Here is an 18,719-nt window from a genome sequence, read left to right as displayed (position 1 = left end):
ACAAAAATACTAAATCTAGTAATTTGAATTTATATGATTTTGTGTGAAAATTGATGGGAAATTTTTCTGAAAATGTGAAATAGAGATAGTTTGAATGAGTATTTTAATTGTAGATGATTATTTGAAAGAAAGTTATGCATTAAAAAACCGGAACAATTTAATTGTCCCAGCTTCGATTTAAACATTTATTTAAATATAATTTTAAACGTTGTATATTGGTTTACTTCGCTGTCAACAGTTATATATCCACCATATTGTTGTACTATCTTCTCAGCAATAGAAAGCCCTAAGCCATTGCCACCCTGACTTCTTGCGCGGGATTTATCAACTCTATAAAAACGATCAAAAATAAACTCCTGATCTTCTTTAGGAATACCAAGACCATGGTCTGTAATTTCAATACTAATTTGTTTGTTTCTTAATTGAGTAGCTATCTCGATTTGCTTATTATCTTTGTCATACTTCATTGCATTATCAATAAAAATAAGTAATAGCTGTTCAAATTGATGGCGATTAATCTGTAATGTTAATGGTTTCTTTGATAGATGAGTTTTAAATTGATAATCAGGATGTAATTGTTTTAAAGATTTAATACGTGAACGAATTTCTTCGTTAATATTTACTTCTTCAAATTCTAATGCCTGAATATTAACTTTGTCTTTAGTCAAAAATAATAATTCTTCAACCAACTTCGTTATTCGATTCATTTCCTCTAATGAAATATTAAGAGACTCTTCAAGTACAGCTGGGTCTTTTTTACCCCAACGTTGAATTAAATTTAAATGACCTTGAATGATTTGTAGCGGCGTGCGTAACTCGTGAGAAGCATCTTCAACAAATTGACGTTGTTGGTTAAATGATTCCTCAATTTGGTACATCATATCATTAAAGGTATCGATTAAATTATCTGTTTCTTCATAGTTCGTCTTGAGTTCAAGTTTATTTTGAAATCCATCTCGTCGTATTTGAATCATCTTGTTCGACATGGTTACGAGTGGCTTAGTTAATTGCGTTGAAAAAATATAACTAATACCCGCCATAATGAAAGTTGCCAACAAACCAAATGCAATGGCTACAAAATATAGAGAACGAACGACATTGTTATATCCTTCAAGGGAGTGAATTAAAACACTATAGCCTTCAAAACGTTCACTATGTATTGGTTCTGTAATAATTAAGTAAGGGATTCCATTATGCTTTGAAATTTGAATCGTTTCAGGATCAACAAAATCAATATCAGGTTTAAAATTAATCATATTTTCATTTGAGGATTGCATTAATTGTTTACCATTTCGATCGTAAATGATGGCTTCTTCAAAATTCTCCAACATAGCAGTCAAATCTAATGTAGTAATATTATTCATAGATCGTGATTCTACTAAATTAACGATATCATTTGAACTGTGTTCAGCCTCATCAATCTCACCGTCTCTTAAGGTATCTTTTAAAAAGAAGATTATAACAAGACAGAAAAGAATAATTGTGCTAAACATGATTAACGTTGTAATCATCATCCACTTATATTTTAAAGTACCCTTTTTAATCATCTAATCACGTACCCAACACCACGAACGGTTTCAATCGTTTTATCTTTACCATAAGGTTTAAGTTTGTTGCGTAAATATCGAATATAAACATCTACGACATTCGTCTCAACTTCACTGTCATAGCCCCAAACATGATCTAAGATTTGTTCTCTTTGTAGTACACGGTTTCTGTTGGTTGCTAATAAATAAAGTAAGTCATATTCAGTTTTAGTGAAATCTAACTGTTCTCCATTAATTGTGACATTAAAAGCATCGACGTCTATTTTAATGCCATTGATATCAATGATATCCTTTTGAGGTTGACGACGGAGTACTGCACGAATGCGTGCAAATAGTTCTTCAATTTCAAAGGGTTTTACAATATAATCGTCAGCACCGTAATCTAAACCGGTCACTTTGTCATATGTATCGCTTTTAGCCGTAATAATAATGATAGGCGTTGATTGTTCTTGTCTGACACGGCGACATATTTCTAAGCCATTTATATTTGGTAACATTAAATCTAATATAATTAAATCGTAATTATTACTTAATGCTTTATCGAGCCCTGCTTGTCCTTCATATTCTATATCTACACTATAATTATCATGAGTTAGTTCTAGTTCTAAGAAGCGGGCTAAATTTTGTTCATCTTCTACAATAAGTATATTAGTCATTATTATTTTTACCTCTTTTATTATGTATTAATCATATTTTAAATAACTAGAATGAGTTAAATCAATGATGCGTTTTCGAATGCATATTCTTATAATATAAGCTATATTTTATCACAGTAAAGACTGAAATTAGAGAATGTATTTAAATTGTAATGATATAATCAAATTTAAATGAGAATTTTTCGCAATTATAATTGACAATGATTATCAATGATGTATAATAGTATTTGAAAATGATTATCAATACCGAATAAGACAATTCCCCCCACATATATTTCGTTCTTAAAGGATTGGTCATTTTCAAGTTATTCCCCTTTTATATGCCCGTAAAAGACTAACGTTAAAGTTTCAAACTTACTTTAAACGTTTTAATAAAAAGCAGTGAATCTAATGCCGAGGTTCACTGCTTTTTTATTTAGTTTATTTAGTTATTCTGATTTGATTAAATCTTTTGAGTATCTACCAATTCAAATAGCTTATATTTAATCCTTAAAAATATTGAGATACATTCTCGCGTTTTAAGAATGTATCTCGATATATTTTACGTAGTTGTTGGATATAAATGATTTTTAAGTATTAATGTTGATAGAACAATACAGAAAGCACCGCCAATTATACCAGCAATGACATCTGTAGGATAATGCACACCTAAATATACTCTTGAAATAGAAATCAGAAGAATAAATAATGCGCATAATCCTATAATAATTCCTTTATTATTACCTGATGCTTTTCTATTTACTATGAACATCGCACTACCAAAGAATGATGTTGACCCCATAGCATGGCCACTAGGAAAGCTAAATCCAGATATATCAATTAACCGTAATAATGTTGGACGCTCTCGGTCAAAAATATTCTTCAGTAATGGATTTAATATACTTGAAAGAGACATAACAATCACAAAGAATAGCGCTTCGATTTTAAAGCGTTTTAACATTAAATATGCGACTAACATTAAAGATAGACAGACCATTGCCCATACTTCTCCTAGTTTAGTGGCACCCAAGAGGATAGAAGTAGTGATGAAACTTTCAGATGAATAAATAAATTCATATACTTCAGTATCAATCCATTTACCCAGTCTAGACTCATGGAAGGATGCAATGATACCAAATATTAAGGTAAAAACGATTAGCAAAGTAATACGTTTCGTACGATTCATTGTCTGCACCTCCTGAGTTTATAGAGCGTCCTTTAAAATTTTATTAAATAGATCTTCTTTCGTATAACTTTCTGTGTAAGTCTGCATTTGTTTAATGATTGACTCTCGATCATTTTCAATTTCTTTAAGTTGTTCTAATAATTTAACCTGTGTAAGTTGATCTTCAGGGATGGTTCTACCGTACCCTTTAGATTCAAAATTCTCAGCATTATCAATTTGATCACCACGTGATTGGTCAAGTCCTAAAGGTATTAATAACATAGGAATACGCAATGTTAAAAATTCATAAATAGCATTAGATCCTGCACGGCTAACTACAGTATCTGTAACAGCTAATAAATCTGTTAACTCTTCTTTAACAAATTCATACTGAACATAGCCTTTAGCATCAATACTAGAATCAACTAGTCCATGACCTGTTAAATGAATAATTTGATAGTCTTGAAGTAATGCTTTTAAATTTTCACGTATAGCTTGATTAAGCTTTTTACTACCTAAGCTACCACCCATGACGAGTAATACTTTTTTTGAGGCATCGAAACCTGTTAACTGGTAACCACGTGATTGATTACCTTCTTTTAAGTCTTGTCGAATGGTAGCGCCAACGAAGTCTGCTTTATCTTTAGGTAAATATTTTAATGTATCTTCAAAAGTTGTATAGATTTTTTTAGCAAATTTCAGTGAAATTTTATTAGCTAAGCCTGGTGTTAAATCCGATTCATGTATAATTGTTGGAATGTTTAGTGAGCGTGCAGCTATTACTACGGGAACTGAAACAAATCCTCCCTTAGAAAATAATAGGTCTGGTTTCTCTCTTTTTAATACTTTGCGTGCATCAATAACACCTTTTAAAACTTTAAATACGTCTTTCGCATTATCAACTGATAGATATCGACGTAATTTACCGCTAGATATTGGATAATATTTAATGTTAGGTAATTGTGATTCAATCATTTCACGTTCTATACCTGTTTTAGAACCAATATAAAATGCGTCGTGCCCTTTATCAGTAGCTGTTGGAATTAAACTTAAATTGACCGATACATGTCCAACAGTACCGCCACCGGTAAATGCTATTTTAGACATAGTAATTAACCTCTATTCTTAAATGTTTTTATAATATGCGTAGAATGGTGCGCCTCTATCAAATGGATGATAGTCAATTTCTGCTTCACCGACTTTTATGAAACCAAATTTTTCAAAGAGTCCTTGTGCTGGCTTATTTAGAGCAAAAGTATCAGTTAAAAGAACATGGATATTATGTTCTTCAGCTAACTTAACTGCGAAATCAAATAACTCAGTAGCTGCTCCTTTATACTGTTGTGATCCAGCAAGTCTATGAATGACATAGGCACCTTCACGATCGATTGGCCATTCTAACTCATCATACCATTCTGATTGTTGTTGGTCGACCACGATAAAGCCATAAATTGTGTCATTTTCTTCCAACACATATAGTGTTTCGGTATTGATGTCTTCTTCAAAGTGTTCTGTAACTGGATATTTATCATCCCATTGATTATTATTAAATTCTTTCATTAATTTTTTGGCTTCTTCAACTAAAGTTTCTATTTGTGAAATATCTTGTATATTACCTAGTCTTATCATTTTTTTTGACACACCTCTTTATTTTAGTTTATTAATTAATTCATCTAAAACTTTATCTTCTTTATTAGCTTTTTCAACTAATAACTGTGTAAATTTCTCATTAGTTTTTTTATCGAATTTACCATTTAATGATAATTCATGTTCTGATTGGAATTTTTTAATAGCTGATTCCAACTTTGTATCAAATTGTTTAGAATCATTGTTAACGTCGTAGCCTAATGCATCTAAACCGATTTTGATAGATTTCACGTATTTTGTATTGTCACCAACAGAATAAGATTTATCAGTTGGAATGACACTGATAGATTGATATTTAGGTGAAGCTATTTTTGTATCAGGTTGTATACCTTTCCCATGAATATAATGACCATCAGGTGTTAACCATTTCATTTGTGTATATTTCAATAATGAGCCATCTTTAAATTCACGAGTTGTCTGTACTATTCCCTTACCAAAAGTTTTTGAACCGTAAACTTTAGCTTTTTTGTGGTCTCTCATTGCACCAGTAAATACTTCTGATGCACTGGCAGAACCTTCATTTACTAAGATACTAACTTTCATGTCTTTAGCTTCTTTAGAAGCGTCATTTGAGGTTTTGATTGATTCTGTGTCATCGCCTTTTTCAAGTTTTACAACTGTCTGATCTTTATCTATAAAGATATTAGCCATTTTTACGGCTTCATCAAGTAGACCACCAGGATTATTTCTTAAATCTAATACTATATTACGAACACCGTCTTTATGAGCTTTAATAATAGCAGATTTAAGTTCGCCTGCAGTATTATCTTGGAATTTGTTTATAGTAAATACTCCAATGTTGTCTTTCTTCTTATATTCCACGCTTTTTACATGGATTTTACCACGTTTAATTTTAATATCTTTTTCTTGAGAACCACGTTTTATTGTTAGTTTGACCATTGTTCCCTCTTTACCACGTACTAATTTTACTACTTGCTCTAAAGGTTTGCCTACTACGGATTTTCCATCCACTTTAGTAACAACATCTTTTGGTTGGATACCGGCTTTTTCAGCAGGGGAATCTTTCATTGGACTTGTAATCATAATTTGTTTATCTTTTTTTTGCATTTCTGCACCAATACCTACAAAGTCGCCTGAAACATCTTCATTAAAGCTTTTCGTTTCATCTTTAGTCATATAATCTGAATAAGGATCTTTAAGTTCTTTAACCATGCCATCTATAGCAGACTCAGATAATTTACTAGCATTTTGTTTTTTGTAGTAATCATTATTCAGTGTCTTATAAGCATATTCAATTTTTTTAATTTCTTGACGTTCATCTTTAGTTAATCCACTTATTTTGTGACTGATACCAATTGTAGCAGCAACTGTAATACCAGCTGTAATAATGATAACTCCTAATAAAAGTACTATAAATTGCCAAGTTTTAAAATTGATTCTTTTATTAGAAGATGTTTTATTTTTATGTTTGGAGTCTATACTACTTTGTCTTTCCTCAGAATGTTGACTCATAAAACCACTTCCTCATATAACATCTTATGGATTTATAATTTCATCTAAAAAGATAATATAAGTATGTCGTTATTTAGACACAAACGCAACTTTTAAGAATTAAGTTGAATAAAAAGCACAAAAGGAGTGGGACAGAATTCATAATGAATTCGTTCCACCCCCGAAAAGATGACTAGAATTGAGAAAGGCTTGATATACTTCTCATTTAGCTAGCTGTTATGAAATTTTTAATGCAATTTTAATATGATACATGTGCTAATCACATTACTGAGTAAGTCAGAATTTTAACCATTCTGTATACTCTTCATATAAATCATCAAACACTGACATGGGTACTGATATGTCGCTTTGCATTTCAATATAGTCAGACAATTGATTGAAATCTTTTTCATGTTTTGGAAAAGACAAATCATTAAATATTTCTTCAGCTAATTCTCCCTTGCTATCTTTACGCCCTCTAACCGTTAGAGCAAATTGATAGAATGAATGTTCTTTCATTAGCTCATTGTCACATCAACAATTTTAGTTTCACCTTTAATGACTGCTTTAACATCATTAACGTGAATTGATTCAGTTTGATCTGAATTTGTAATAATAATTGGTGAAATAACATCTTTCGCATTATTTCTAATATATTTTAGATCAAATTTAAGTAATGGATCACCAACTTGAACAGTGTCGCCACTACTTACTAAGATTTCGAAACCTTGACCATCTAATTGAACAGTGTCTAAACCAATATGAACTAATATTTCTAAACCATTATCTGCTTTAAGTCCTATTGCGTGTTTAGTTGGAAATACATTGTCAACTTTACCTTCAATTGGAGAAACAACTTCTCCTTCAGTTGGGTTAATACCAAAGCCTTCGCCCATCATTTTTTGTGCAAATACTGGATCTGGAATATCCTCAATATTAATATATTCGCCAGTTAGTGGTGCATAGATTTCAATTTCTTTATTAACTTCTTTACCTTTACCAAATAATTTTTTAAACATAATTAGTCACTCCTATTTTTCAAAATGCGGAATTAAATCTCCATATCCAAGTTCTTCTAACTTATCATAAGGGATAAATTGAATCGCTGCGGAATTAATACAATAACGTAGTCCACCACTTTCTTTCGGACCATCGTTGAATACATGACCTAAATGACTGTTAGCATCTTCCGATCTAACTTCTGTTCTAATCATACCAAATGTTTTGTCTACGAGTTCAATGATTTCATTATCATCAATTGATTTAGAGAAACTTGGCCAACCACAATTAGATTCAAACTTTTCCTCAGAAGTAAACAATGGTTTGCCCGAAATTTTATCTACATAAATACCTTTATCAAAATGATTCCAATATTCATTTTGAAATGGAGGTTCAGTACCATTTTCTTGAGTAACTAAATATTCCATTTCATTTAATTCATTTTTAGATTTTTTAATCATTTTGAGACCCCCAATGTGTTTCGATAAATGATTTTCTTCCTGATCCACGTTGATATTGCTCATAATGAGCAGGGTTTTTCTTGTAATAATCTTGATGATAGTCTTCAGCAGGATAAAAGTTTTTGTATGGAAGAATTGGCGTTATAACAGGTTTTTTAAAAATACCTTCTTCATTTAATTGTTGTATTTTAAGTTCGGCTGCTTTCTTTTGCTCTTCATCATGATAAAAGATAGCCGGTTCATAGCTTTCTCCTCTATCAAAGAATTGACCACCGCCGTCTGTAGGGTCAAAAGTTTTAAAATATACATCTAAGATATTTTCAAAGGACGTAATGTCTGAGTTGAACTGAATTTGAACAGCTTCCCTATGTCCAGTTTGATTAGTACAAACTTGTTCATACGTTGGATTTTCAACATGACCTCCACTATATCCAGATACTACCTCTTCAATACCGGGATATGATGTAAAAGGCTTAACCATACACCAGAAACATCCTCCAGCTAAAGTTGCATATGCCATATTACTACCTCCTCTGTCATTATTTAAATTTACGATATAAATACTATTATTTAAAGTAATCTACTCACATTGATGAATTTTATTAAAAGAACAATAGGAAGTAAACAATGAGATTAATTTGATTCACGAACAACAACCAAGCCGATTGCTCCTTGACCAGTATGAGTTGAAATAACTGGTGTCGTTACATTAACATCATATTTCTGTTGGCCGAATACCTCATCAAATTGCAACTTGAGCTTGTTAACAAAGTCAAGAACGTTTGCGTGAGCAACACCAATCGATTTAATTTTATTTTTATCGATAAATTCTGAAATTTCTTTTTTTAGATATTGAATACTAGAATTTTGTGTACGTGCATTATGTACGATTTCTAAATATCCATCTTCTAAAGTGCCGACGGGTTTAATTTTCATTATATTACCAATAAAACCTTTTGTCTTACTTATGCGCCCACCTTTAATTAATTGATTTAATTGTCCAATTACAACAAAGAGTTTAGTGTTCTTTTGTAATTCTTTGAGTTTGTCTACGATTTGATTAGACGAAAGATTCGTATTAATTAATTCAACAAGTCGTTGGATTTGGTAGCCGAGTCCGAATGAAATAGATTTGGAATCAATTACGGTTACTTTAGTGTCAACCATATCACTGGCTTGCAAAGCAGTTTGGTATGTACCGCTTAGACCTGATGACATATGGATACTAAAGATTTCAACATCCTCTTTACCAAGTTCTTCGTATAGTTCAATAAATTTCCCGATTGGTGGTTGGCTTGTTTTTACGTCGGCATCTTCCTCAATTCGTTGAATATAAGCCTCAGATGTAATATCTATTTGATCAACAAATGATTTTCCGTCAATCGTTAAGCTTAAAGGTACTACGTGTATATTATTTTGTTTTAGATATTCATGTGATAAATCTGATGTAGAATCCGTCACGATAATTTGTTTAGTCATAAGTGCCTCCGGTATATCAATTTAATTTAATGTTTACGTACTAAATGTAAAAACGTATGTGGAATTGTATTTTTCTCATCTAACTCTCCGTCTACCGATGACTCTACTTCCCATTCTTCAAAAGTATAAGGTGGGAAAAATGTATCGCCCTGATGTTTACCATCAACAACAGTAATGTACATATCATCTACTTTATCAATCATTTCTTCAAATAATGACTGACCACCAAAGATGAAAGTGTGACCTTCTAATTTGTAAATATCATCTATAGAATGAATCACATCTACACCATCAACGTTAAACGTTGTGTCACTCGTTAACACTACATTTTTTCTGTTAGGAAGCGGTTTACCAATTGACTCAAATGTTCTTCTCCCCATCACTAGTGTATTTCCAGTTGATAATTTTTTAACATGTTTCAAATCATTAGGTAAATGCCACGGTAAATCATTATTATATCCAATAACGCGTTGTTCATCATGTGCTACTAAAATTGATAAAGTCATATTTCCCCTCCGTATGAAAAAATTGTTTATATTAATAACCGCAAAATTTCAGCCTATTATACTGCAATAGGTGCCTTAATTGCAGGGTGTGAGTTATATCCAATTAATTCTAAATCTTCGTAATTGATATCGAAAATGGATGCATTTGAATTAATTTTTAAAGTTGGCGGATCAAAACTGTTTCTAGACAATTGTGTTTTTATTGCTTCAATATGATTAGAGTAAATATGTGCGTCACCAAAAGTATGCACAAATTCTCCAACTTCAAGATCACATTCTTTTGCTATTAAATGTGTTAATAATGCATAGCTAGCAATATTAAATGGTACACCTAAGAAAATATCTGCACTTCGTTGATACAATTGACAACTTAATCTGCCATCTTGAACATAAAATTGGAACATAGTATGACATGGTGGCAAAGCCATGCTATCTATTTCTGTTGGATTCCATGCTGAGACAATATGTCGGCGAGAATTTGGACTACTTTTAATTTGTTCAATAACTGTTTTAAGTTGATCAAAGTGGTTACCTTCTTTATCTACCCAATCTCTCCATTGTTTACCATATACATTACCTAAATCTCCGTATTTTTTTGCAAATGAGTTATCATTTAAAATGTGTTGTTTGAATTTAGACATTTCTTCTTTATACAGTTCATTAAAATTATCATCTTGTAGTGCTCTATGACCAAAATTGGTCATATCAGGACCATGATAATCATTAGATTGCACATATTTTTCGAAGGCCCACTCATTCCAAATATTATTATTATATTTTAGTAAGTATTGTATATTTGTATCGCCTTTAATAAACCATAATAATTCTGTAGCGATAAGTTTGAAAGATACTTTTTTTGTTGTAAGTAATGGGAAACCCTTAGATAAATCAAATCGTAACTGATGACCAAATTTAGAAATAGTACCGGTATGAGTACGATCATCCCGTTGATTACCAATTTCTAATATTTCTTCGCATAAAGCATGATAAGCTGAATCAAAGGAATTTAACATTTTGCTCATCTCCTAGAATTGTTTATATTACTGAATATTATACTAGATAATGCGTATTTATAAAATTAAAATAAAAAAATCCCAAATATAAAATTAGTTTTTAATTTTATATTTGGGATTGAAAAGTGAGTCCTTATTTATTCAATTCAAGTTTATACCCTTAATTTAGGATTGCAATAGTAACTCTGAGTGTATTCTTTAATAAGAATGACTCAAATTATTTAAATTTATACTGCTTAACAGTTTTCGTCAAATGCATCTTTAATATCCATACAGATATCTTGAATGTCACGACCTTCGATATGTTCCCTAGGGATAAAATGTTTTAATTCTGTTCCTTTAAATAAAGCATAGGATGGACTTGATGGAACTTGTTGGATGTACTCTCGCATCGCTTGAGTTGCTTCTTTATCCTGTCCAGCAAATACAGTGATTTTATTTGTTGGTTTTTTGTCATTTTGCTCTGCTACGGCAACAGCTGCAGGTCTGGCTAAGCCAGCAGCACAACCACATGTAGAGTTAATTACTACAAATGTTGTATCTTCTTCGTTAACATTTTTCATATAATTTGATACATCTTCACTTGTTTCTAAACTTTCAAAACCATTTTCAGTGAGTTCAGCTCTCATTTGTTGTGCTAATTCTTGCATATATTGTTCATAAGGATTCATAATTTTCACTCCTAATTTAATTTTACTTTAACATAATTATTTATTTCGATTAGCTATTTGTTTCCATACAGAACCTAGTGCCTCATTACCATTTTCAATTCTAGAAATTGCCATCTCAATTTGAAGTTTGACCTCATAAGCAGGATCATTAGCGTGTGACTTTAGGCTAGGTAATTGTTCAGGTCCGCCTTCATCAAATAGAAACATAGCAGCTCTCCAGCGTACAATTTTTTGCGGATCATTTAAGGCTTTTTCCATTTCAGGCAGAGCCTCTTTAAAACCTAAATCACTTAAGCAATCTCCAGCAGTGCGTCTAACAGCTGGACTCTTATCATGCAAGCCTTTATATAAGTATGGAAGAATTTCTTTATCTTCAATCATGCCTATTAATACTATAGCTTGTCGTCTTAGGGGTGCTTTATCTTCTTGTAAAGCTTCATCTAATAAGTCAATATTTTGAAATGTAGGTGTTGGAAATTCTTTTAACATTCTTAATTTATCTTTCCAATCAGTAGCCTCTTTATATTCATTTAAAGTTACATGATGATATTGTTGTTGCGGAATAACAATATCAGTTTCTAATGCAGTTTGAACTAGAGATGCTAACTTTTCAGATGGATATAAAGCAATGATTTCTTCGTACACTTCATTCATAACTTCTTCTAAATCACCGTATCTAACTCCCAAATCTAGCCATTTACGTAAAAACACAACATTGTCTCCATCTTTTTGAGCTTTTAACATACTCTCAACAAAATAGTCCGGTAACTGCTTACGATTTTCATCTGAAGTCGTAGTGAGTTTAATTTGATATGGAATACCTTTAAACATAAGTGCTTCAGCTTTAATCTCTCCATAGTGTTCATCAGGCTTTTGTGATGAATCTATAAATGACTCACTATTTAAAGTTGAAGTGATTTGAGGTAAGACCACTTCCCAATCGGATTTAGGCTCTTTATCAATAGCTAAGAAGTCCATCACATAAAATATAGATTTGACACCGTCAATTGCTAATAAATCATTAATAAATTGTGGTTGTTGTTCTTCTATGTATGTGAATGTATTAGATTTATTATCTTCCCTTTTGTTAGATAATACGATTTTCATAGTATTAGGGCTTGGTGTCGGCTCTACTCTTAATATTTCCATAAGTGCATGTCCCCTTGTAAATATTTATTCAAAAGTATATTGAATTTGAGGAAGAATATTATTCCAATCTGCATTATCTTCTTTATCGACAGAAATAAAATCCATAACATAGAATATTGATTTTACACCCTCAATCTCGAACAGTTTATTTATGAAATCAGGTTGTCCTTCTTGTGCAGAAGTAAATGTATTAGATTTGTTATCTTCTCTTTTTTCACTTAGGTTAATTTTCATAGTGTTATGATTTGGTGTTTCTTCAATTGAAACAATTTGCATAGTCCTTACCTCCTATTGAAGTTCATTACCTAATTGTTTGATTTGTTTACCTATTGAACACTCAGATATACAAAAATGGTGTGCTTGTGTCTTACCTTCCGTCTTTCTGATATGTGTTTTTAGTAAACATTTTTCACAATAAGTGTTCATTAATTCATCAATTTTATCAATTGCTTCTTGTTCGGAATGTGTAAGTATAACAGTCACTCCTTAAATACAGTATTGTCTTAATATAAGCATGGAATAAGTATAACTTAATTTGTATTTATTTTGAAATAATCGATTTAATAAATAATAAGTGTTGATGAAAACGGTAAGTCTTATTGCATTTATGTAGTAATTACTATAAAATAATTAAGTTGTTTTTTGCGGTTTCTAAACACCCGCATCATCAAAATTTAGGAGGATATTTATGTATAATGAAATTTTTGGTGTAACAACATTTCTTGTTACATTTATATTAATGGTTATAATGTTTCGATGTTTTGGCAAACAAGGCTTAATTGCTTGGGTAGCAATTGGTACAATTATTGCTAATATTCAAGTAATCAAAACAGTTCATATTTTTGGTATTTCTGCTACTTTGGGTAATGTCATGTTTGCGTCTATTTATTTAGCTACAGATATACTTAATGACATTTATGGTCGCAAAGTTGCGAAAAGAGCTGTATGGTTAGGATTTTCTTCTACATTGGTTATGATTATTGTTATGCAAATGTCACTACATTTTATACCTGCACCAGAGGATATGGCTCAAAAATCTTTATCAACAATATTTGATTTAGTGCCAAGAATTGCATTAGGTTCAATTATTGCGTATATTATTGGACAACACGTTGATGTATTTATTTTCTCCGCAATTAAAAAAGTATTTAGCTCAGATAAAACATTTATCATTCGTGCTTATGGTAGTACCATGTTAAGTTCAATTATTGACACAGCACTGTTTGTCACAATTGCGTTTGCAGGAACTTTAGCAAATATGGTTGTATTCGAAATATTCATTACAACTTATTTATTAAAACTTATTTCTACTATATTTAATGTACCATTCGGTTATATAGCTAAATCTATGTATCGTAAAGGTCAAATTCATAAACTAGATAAGGGATATTAAAGAATATTATGGGAATGGAAATGATTTCTTAATGAAATCTATGCCATTCCCTATTTTCTTATTTTGTAATACGATAAGAATAGTGAAATTATAAAAATTAAAAAGGTGTTAAATTTATATGGCAAAAATTTACTTTGATGCAGCTACCAGAGGTAATCCTGGGCGAAGTGCATGCGGAATAGTTATCAAAGAGAATGATGAAAAGTATGTATATACGCACGACTTAGGGGAACTAGATAATCACAGCGCGGAATGGGCTGCCCTTATTCATGCACTTGAACATGCTCGTGAACTGAATGTTGTTAATGCTTTATTATATACTGATTCAAAATTAATTGAAGATAGTGTTAATCAAGGATTTGTAAAAAACGCACGATTTAAACCATATTATGAGAATTTGGAAATACTTGAAAAAAGTTTTGAATTGGTGTTTGTAAAATGGGTACCTAGAGAACAAAATAAAGAAGCAAATCATATGGCGCAACAAGCATTGTTTAAACTAACTAAAAAGAAAAATTAACATTAGTTTAATACATTACACCCCTCTATTTAATTTCAAATTAAATAGAGGGGGTGTTTTTTAGTTAATTAAAAAAGCCATTACTTCTCTTCTTTTTTAAATCTTCTTAATAATAATGCGATCCCACTTAATAGTGAAGTCATTAAGAATGCAGTTGATGATTCACTATTGTTGTAACCAGTGTTAGGTAAAGAGCCTACAGTATTTTGATTTCTATCATTTTGATTATGATTGTAATTGTTGTGATAATTTTGATTATTATCATTTTGATTATAGCCATTCAAATTATCACCTTGATCACCTGTATTTCCACTATTGTGTTTTGAATCTTTTTGAATTGTATTGTGAGTACGACGACCATTTTTATGTGCTCTATCATTGTCTGCTAATGTGGCTTTAACTGGTTTAGATAAAGAACTATTTGGTTGTGCTGCATTGTCAGTTGCTTTTACATAAACATTGCCTTCAGGAATTAGCTTTGTTGGTGTAATAATCGCATTACCTTTTTCATCAGTAACGCCAGAGCCAATAACATGGAAATCTTTGTCTAATAATTCCACTTTAGTGTTAGGGTCAGTTGATACTGAAACCGGTGTATAAGTATTTGCTTTTCCGTTAAGACCTGTATTCACTTTAGGTACAGAAGGTGGCGTTGTGTCTGTAGCTTCGATTGGATCAGATGTTGAGCTATTTGGATGTTCAGCATGATCTGTAGCTTTAATCGTTACATTACCTTCAGGAATTGGTTTTGTAGGTGTAATAAAAGCATGACCATTTAGGTCCGTGTCACCTGTACCAATGAGTTGTCCATCTTTATCGAATATTTCTATATGCCTATTTGGATCTGTTACAACTTCAATAGAATCCTGTGTATTGGCTTTACCTGCTAATCCGCCAGGAACTGTTGGTTTTATTGGCGGTGTTATATCGATAACGTTAACAGGTTTAGAAACCGAACTATTTGGTTGTGCTGCATTGTCAGTCGCTTTTACGTAAATATTTCCTTCAGGGATTGGAACATTTGGCGTTATTGTTACGTGCCCTTGACCGTCTGTAATGCCAGAACCAATGATATTACCATCCTTATCAATAATATCAACATGAGTATTGGGGTCAGTCGTAATTGAAATTGGTGTTAGAGTTCCACCTTTATCAGAAACGTCCGTATTAAATGTTGGTATATTCGGTGGCGTCGTATCAGTCGCTTTTACTGGATCCGAAATTGAACTGTTAGGTACTTCCGCATTATCTGTTGCCTTGGCAGTGACATTACCTTCAGGAATAGGTTTAGTTGGTGTAATAAACGCACGTCCAGTACTATCAGTCATGCCAGAACCAATCACATTACCATCTTTATCTAAAAGTTCAACTTTAGTATTTGGATCAGTAGTTACTTCCACAGGATCAATACTACCGGCTTTACCACCCAAGTTACCCACAACAGATGGTTTTGTAGGTGGTGTTGTATCAGTCGCTTTTACTGGTTCAGAGGTAGAACTATTAGGATGTTCTGCATTGTCAGTCGCCTTAGCAGTGATATTGCCTTCAGGAATTGCTTTATTCGGTATGATTGTCACTTGTCCAGAACCATTTGTTTCACCAGAACCTAAACTATTACCATCTTTATCAAACAATTCAACAGTTGTGTTAGGATCAGTCGTAACAGTGATTGGCGTTTGAGTACCAGCTTTGCCACCTATCTCTGTATTAAAAATTGGAATGATTGGTGGTGTTGTGTCCGTTGCTTTTTTAGGCTGAGAAGTAGAACTATTTGGATGTTCTGCGTTATCAGTTGCTTTAGCGGTTACATCACCTTCCGGAATCGGACGATTAGGTTTAATTGTTACGTGTCCAGTAGAATCAGTTGTTCCAAATCCCAGACTATTACCATCTTTATCAAACAATTCAACAACTGTGTCAGGATCTGTTGTAACTGTAATCGGTGTTTGAGTACCAGCTTTACTAGTTAGGTCAGTTTCTAGATTAGGTGAAGTTGGTGGTGTTAAATCTGTTACATTTACTGGGTCTGAATAACTGCTATTTGGTGTTTCCGCATCATCTGTTGCTTTTGCCGTTAATGGTCCTTCAACCAATGGTCTATTTGGAGTAATTGTAATATGTCCAGTATGATCAGTCATTCCACTACCTAATAAATTATTATCTTTATCAAATAATTCAACTTTAGTATCAGGGTCAGTAGTAATTTCAATTGGTGTTACTGTACCTACTTTATCCACTAAATTTGTATGAATAATTGGTTTATCAGGCGGTGTAGTGTCGGTAGCTTTCTTAGGGTCTGAAGTAGATGAGTTTCCACTATCGTCAGTAGCTACAGCTGTTACATTACCTTCAGGAATAGGTCTAGTTGGTACAATGTAAGCATGACCTTTATCATTTGTTCTTGAAGCCCCTAAAGGTTTATTGTATTTATCCCTTAATTCAATTCTTGTAAAAGGATCAGTTGTAACTTCGATTACAAATGGTCTATGTTGAGGGTCTGTATTCAACGCTTCCACAGGATCTGATGTAACACTTTCTGTACCACGAGTGGCTCTTGCCGAAACATTACCTTTGGGAATCCACTGCTGTGGAGTAATAGTGACATGACCCGTTTCATTTGTTCTACCAGTACCCATTGTTGCACCATCTTTATCCAATAGTGCTACCTCGGTATTAGGTGAAGTCAATATTTCAATTGGTCTTTTCGTATTAGCTGCATCGCCCACACTTGTAACAAAAGTTGGTTTAATAAGCGGTGCTTGCTGATCATTTGTCGTTGGTGATGAAGGGTTTGTTGCTGGATTAGAAGAATCTTCAACTGTTCCTGTAACTACTCTAGTGAAATTAGTTTCATCTGAATTAGAAGCTCTTTTTTTTCTAATGTGAATGTTTTGTGGATGATTTGATACACTCGAATCATTATTAGTTTGTTTAATTAATTTAACTTTATTATTAGTGTTATTGACTTGATTTGATTGTACTTGACCTGTGTTATTATTGGCTAAATGTTGAATTGACGTATTTGTACTTTCGTTAATTGTACTTTCTTGATTGTTATTCGTAAGTTGTTGAGTGAGATTTAAATGCTCGCTAGCTTGTGCATCGTTGTTTACCCCTAAAAATACGAATGTCGCTACTAATGTTGAAAAAGTACCTATTGCATATTTACGAATGCTAAATTTTTGTAATTGATTATGTTGATTCATGGTGCGATATTCTCCTTTACTATTTTAGTGGAAATTAATAAAAGTTATTGTTTATGACATTTTAATTTAACGCATTTTACATAACTATTAATTTAATATCATACTAGATATAGAAATCAAATTTAATTTATATAATATTATTATATCATTCGTTTTATAATAAATGTTGCGATATTTAAAAATAGTCTTCCTATTTTAATTCATTTCTAAACGGGGTAAAGTTTTTAATAAATGTCTCTGAAATATTTCGTCAAATTATATTGATATGATTATATTTTCAATAGATACTTTAATTTTAAATTAATATAAATATATGAATTTTTGAAAATCAAAAATCCACTGAAATCATTTAAGATCTCAGTGGATTTTCTAATTAGCATATATATTAGAATTACTTATTTCTGTTATTATCTTTTCTTCTACCAATTAGTAAAACAAAGCTACCTAGTAGTGTAACTAAATAAGGTAAAGAATTATCTGTTGTTTCTTTTATACCAGTATTTGGTAAATCTTTTACTTTATTTTTAGAAATACCATCTACATTAGTTTCATTTTTCTTTACACCACGTATTGTATTTTTAGATTTATTTGAATTTTGGTTTCTATACTCTTTTGAATTATGGTTCTTAGATATTTTTGTTTTATAGTGTTTAGCTTTTTTACCTGATTTTACAGTCGGTTTAGTAGCTTTTACTGGCTTAGATACAGAACTATTCGGATGTTCAGCGTTATCTATTGCTTTAGCGTAAACATCACCTTCAGGAATAAGTTTCGTCGGTGTGATTGTGACATGACCTGTATTATCTGTTGTACCTGTACCAATGATATTGCCATCTCTATCAAGTAAATCAACATGAGTATTCGGATCCGTTGTCA

At 31.8% G+C, this 18,719-nt stretch carries 20 protein-coding genes and 2 pseudogenes; 2 read left to right on the top strand and 20 right to left on the bottom strand.

What is annotated here, in order from left to right; translation table 11 throughout:
• Positions 1 to 185 precede the first annotated feature (185 nt).
• The 18 genes and pseudogenes from HMPREF3134_RS00170 to HMPREF3134_RS11665 form a co-directional block, all read right to left on the bottom strand.
• Positions 186 to 1,547 carry a HAMP domain-containing sensor histidine kinase gene (locus tag HMPREF3134_RS00170; RefSeq protein ID WP_070439988.1) on the bottom strand — a complete coding sequence of 454 codons (1,362 nt, stop codon included), beginning with the start codon at positions 1,545 to 1,547 and terminating at the stop codon, positions 186 to 188.
• Entirely contained in the window at positions 1,544 to 2,203 is a 660-nt protein-coding gene (locus tag HMPREF3134_RS00165; RefSeq protein WP_011275785.1) for a response regulator transcription factor, read from the bottom strand. The genes HMPREF3134_RS00170 and HMPREF3134_RS00165 overlap by 4 nt, the downstream gene beginning before the upstream one ends.
• A 191-nt stretch (positions 2,204 to 2,394) precedes the next feature.
• Positions 2,395 to 2,501: pseudogene (locus tag HMPREF3134_RS12295) on the bottom strand (hypothetical protein); the annotation flags it as partial.
• A 243-nt stretch (positions 2,502 to 2,744) separates the two neighbouring features.
• On the bottom strand, positions 2,745 to 3,368 hold the full coding sequence (locus tag HMPREF3134_RS00160; protein ID WP_070439987.1) for a phosphatase PAP2 family protein: 624 nt from the start codon (positions 3,366 to 3,368) through the stop codon (positions 2,745 to 2,747).
• A gap of 18 nt (positions 3,369 to 3,386) precedes the next feature.
• On the bottom strand, positions 3,387 to 4,454 hold the full coding sequence (locus tag HMPREF3134_RS00155) for an undecaprenyldiphospho-muramoylpentapeptide beta-N-acetylglucosaminyltransferase (RefSeq protein ID WP_070439985.1): 1,068 nt from the start codon (positions 4,452 to 4,454) through the stop codon (positions 3,387 to 3,389).
• A gap of 18 nt (positions 4,455 to 4,472) precedes the next feature.
• Positions 4,473 to 4,976, bottom strand: a complete 504-nt coding sequence (locus HMPREF3134_RS00150) for a GNAT family N-acetyltransferase (protein WP_070439983.1) — start codon at positions 4,974 to 4,976, stop codon at positions 4,473 to 4,475.
• A gap of 18 nt (positions 4,977 to 4,994) precedes the next feature.
• Complete coding sequence (locus HMPREF3134_RS00145) at positions 4,995 to 6,467, bottom strand: S41 family peptidase (RefSeq protein WP_070439981.1); 1,473 nt, start codon at positions 6,465 to 6,467, stop codon at positions 4,995 to 4,997.
• A 276-nt stretch (positions 6,468 to 6,743) separates the two neighbouring features.
• Entirely contained in the window at positions 6,744 to 6,965 is a 222-nt protein-coding gene (locus HMPREF3134_RS00140; protein ID WP_070439979.1) for a YozE family protein, read from the bottom strand.
• Positions 6,965 to 7,465, bottom strand: coding sequence for a PTS sugar transporter subunit IIA (locus HMPREF3134_RS00135; RefSeq protein ID WP_070439977.1), 501 nt, complete (start codon positions 7,463 to 7,465; stop codon positions 6,965 to 6,967). Before HMPREF3134_RS00135 ends, HMPREF3134_RS00140 begins: the two co-directional genes overlap by 1 nt.
• A 12-nt stretch (positions 7,466 to 7,477) precedes the next feature.
• Entirely contained in the window at positions 7,478 to 7,906 is a 429-nt protein-coding gene (gene msrB, locus HMPREF3134_RS00130; protein ID WP_070439975.1) for a peptide-methionine (R)-S-oxide reductase MsrB, read from the bottom strand.
• Positions 7,899 to 8,426 carry a peptide-methionine (S)-S-oxide reductase MsrA gene (msrA, locus tag HMPREF3134_RS00125; protein ID WP_011275777.1) on the bottom strand — a complete coding sequence of 176 codons (528 nt, stop codon included), beginning with the start codon at positions 8,424 to 8,426 and terminating at the stop codon, positions 7,899 to 7,901. Before msrA ends, msrB begins: the two co-directional genes overlap by 8 nt.
• A gap of 113 nt (positions 8,427 to 8,539) precedes the next feature.
• Entirely contained in the window at positions 8,540 to 9,385 is an 846-nt protein-coding gene (locus HMPREF3134_RS00120) for a DegV family protein (protein WP_070439972.1), read from the bottom strand.
• A gap of 26 nt (positions 9,386 to 9,411) precedes the next feature.
• Positions 9,412 to 9,891 carry a dihydrofolate reductase gene (locus tag HMPREF3134_RS00115; RefSeq protein ID WP_070439970.1) on the bottom strand — a complete coding sequence of 160 codons (480 nt, stop codon included), beginning with the start codon at positions 9,889 to 9,891 and terminating at the stop codon, positions 9,412 to 9,414.
• 56 nt (positions 9,892 to 9,947) lie between these two features.
• Positions 9,948 to 10,904, bottom strand: a complete 957-nt coding sequence (locus tag HMPREF3134_RS00110) for a thymidylate synthase (protein ID WP_070439968.1) — start codon at positions 10,902 to 10,904, stop codon at positions 9,948 to 9,950.
• Between the two features lie 236 nt (positions 10,905 to 11,140).
• A complete protein-coding gene (gene brxA, locus HMPREF3134_RS00105; RefSeq protein ID WP_037551453.1) occupies positions 11,141 to 11,575 on the bottom strand; it encodes a bacilliredoxin BrxA in 435 nt (144 codons plus the stop codon).
• Positions 11,576 to 11,611: 36 nt separating this feature from the next.
• Entirely contained in the window at positions 11,612 to 12,724 is a 1,113-nt protein-coding gene (locus HMPREF3134_RS00100) for a conserved virulence factor C family protein (RefSeq protein ID WP_070439966.1), read from the bottom strand.
• Between the two features lie 24 nt (positions 12,725 to 12,748).
• On the bottom strand, positions 12,749 to 13,000 hold the full coding sequence (locus tag HMPREF3134_RS00095; protein WP_070439964.1) for a NifU N-terminal domain-containing protein: 252 nt from the start codon (positions 12,998 to 13,000) through the stop codon (positions 12,749 to 12,751).
• A gap of 12 nt (positions 13,001 to 13,012) precedes the next feature.
• Positions 13,013 to 13,207 carry a zinc-finger domain-containing protein gene (locus HMPREF3134_RS11665; RefSeq protein WP_075140546.1) on the bottom strand — a complete coding sequence of 65 codons (195 nt, stop codon included), beginning with the start codon at positions 13,205 to 13,207 and terminating at the stop codon, positions 13,013 to 13,015.
• 205 nt (positions 13,208 to 13,412) lie between these two features.
• Between HMPREF3134_RS11665 and HMPREF3134_RS00090 the strand changes: the two genes are divergently transcribed.
• Both HMPREF3134_RS00090 and HMPREF3134_RS00085 read left to right on the top strand, forming a co-directional pair.
• Positions 13,413 to 14,117: a queuosine precursor transporter gene (locus tag HMPREF3134_RS00090; protein WP_070439961.1), complete on the top strand. Its 705-nt coding sequence runs from the start codon at positions 13,413 to 13,415 to the stop codon at positions 14,115 to 14,117.
• Positions 14,118 to 14,235: 118 nt separating this feature from the next.
• The gene (locus HMPREF3134_RS00085; RefSeq protein WP_037551461.1) at positions 14,236 to 14,637 is read left to right on the top strand and encodes a ribonuclease HI family protein; all 402 of its coding nucleotides are present in this window, start codon (positions 14,236 to 14,238) and stop codon (positions 14,635 to 14,637) included.
• Positions 14,638 to 14,717: 80 nt separating this feature from the next.
• Here the strand turns inward: HMPREF3134_RS00085 and HMPREF3134_RS00080 are convergent, their stop codons facing one another.
• Together HMPREF3134_RS00080 and HMPREF3134_RS12115 are read right to left on the bottom strand one after the other, a co-directional pair.
• Complete coding sequence (locus HMPREF3134_RS00080; RefSeq protein WP_070439959.1) at positions 14,718 to 17,843, bottom strand: YSIRK-type signal peptide-containing protein; 3,126 nt, start codon at positions 17,841 to 17,843, stop codon at positions 14,718 to 14,720.
• A gap of 391 nt (positions 17,844 to 18,234) precedes the next feature.
• Positions 18,235 to 18,719: pseudogene (locus HMPREF3134_RS12115) on the bottom strand (hypothetical protein); the annotation flags it as partial.

The sequence above is a fragment of the Staphylococcus sp. HMSC14D10 genome (assembly GCF_001808125.1).
GTDB classification, from domain to species: Bacteria; Bacillota; Bacilli; order Staphylococcales; family Staphylococcaceae; genus Staphylococcus; species Staphylococcus haemolyticus.
Note: the sequence above shows the minus strand (reverse complement) of the source record. Positions and strands in the feature narration are given on the sequence as shown.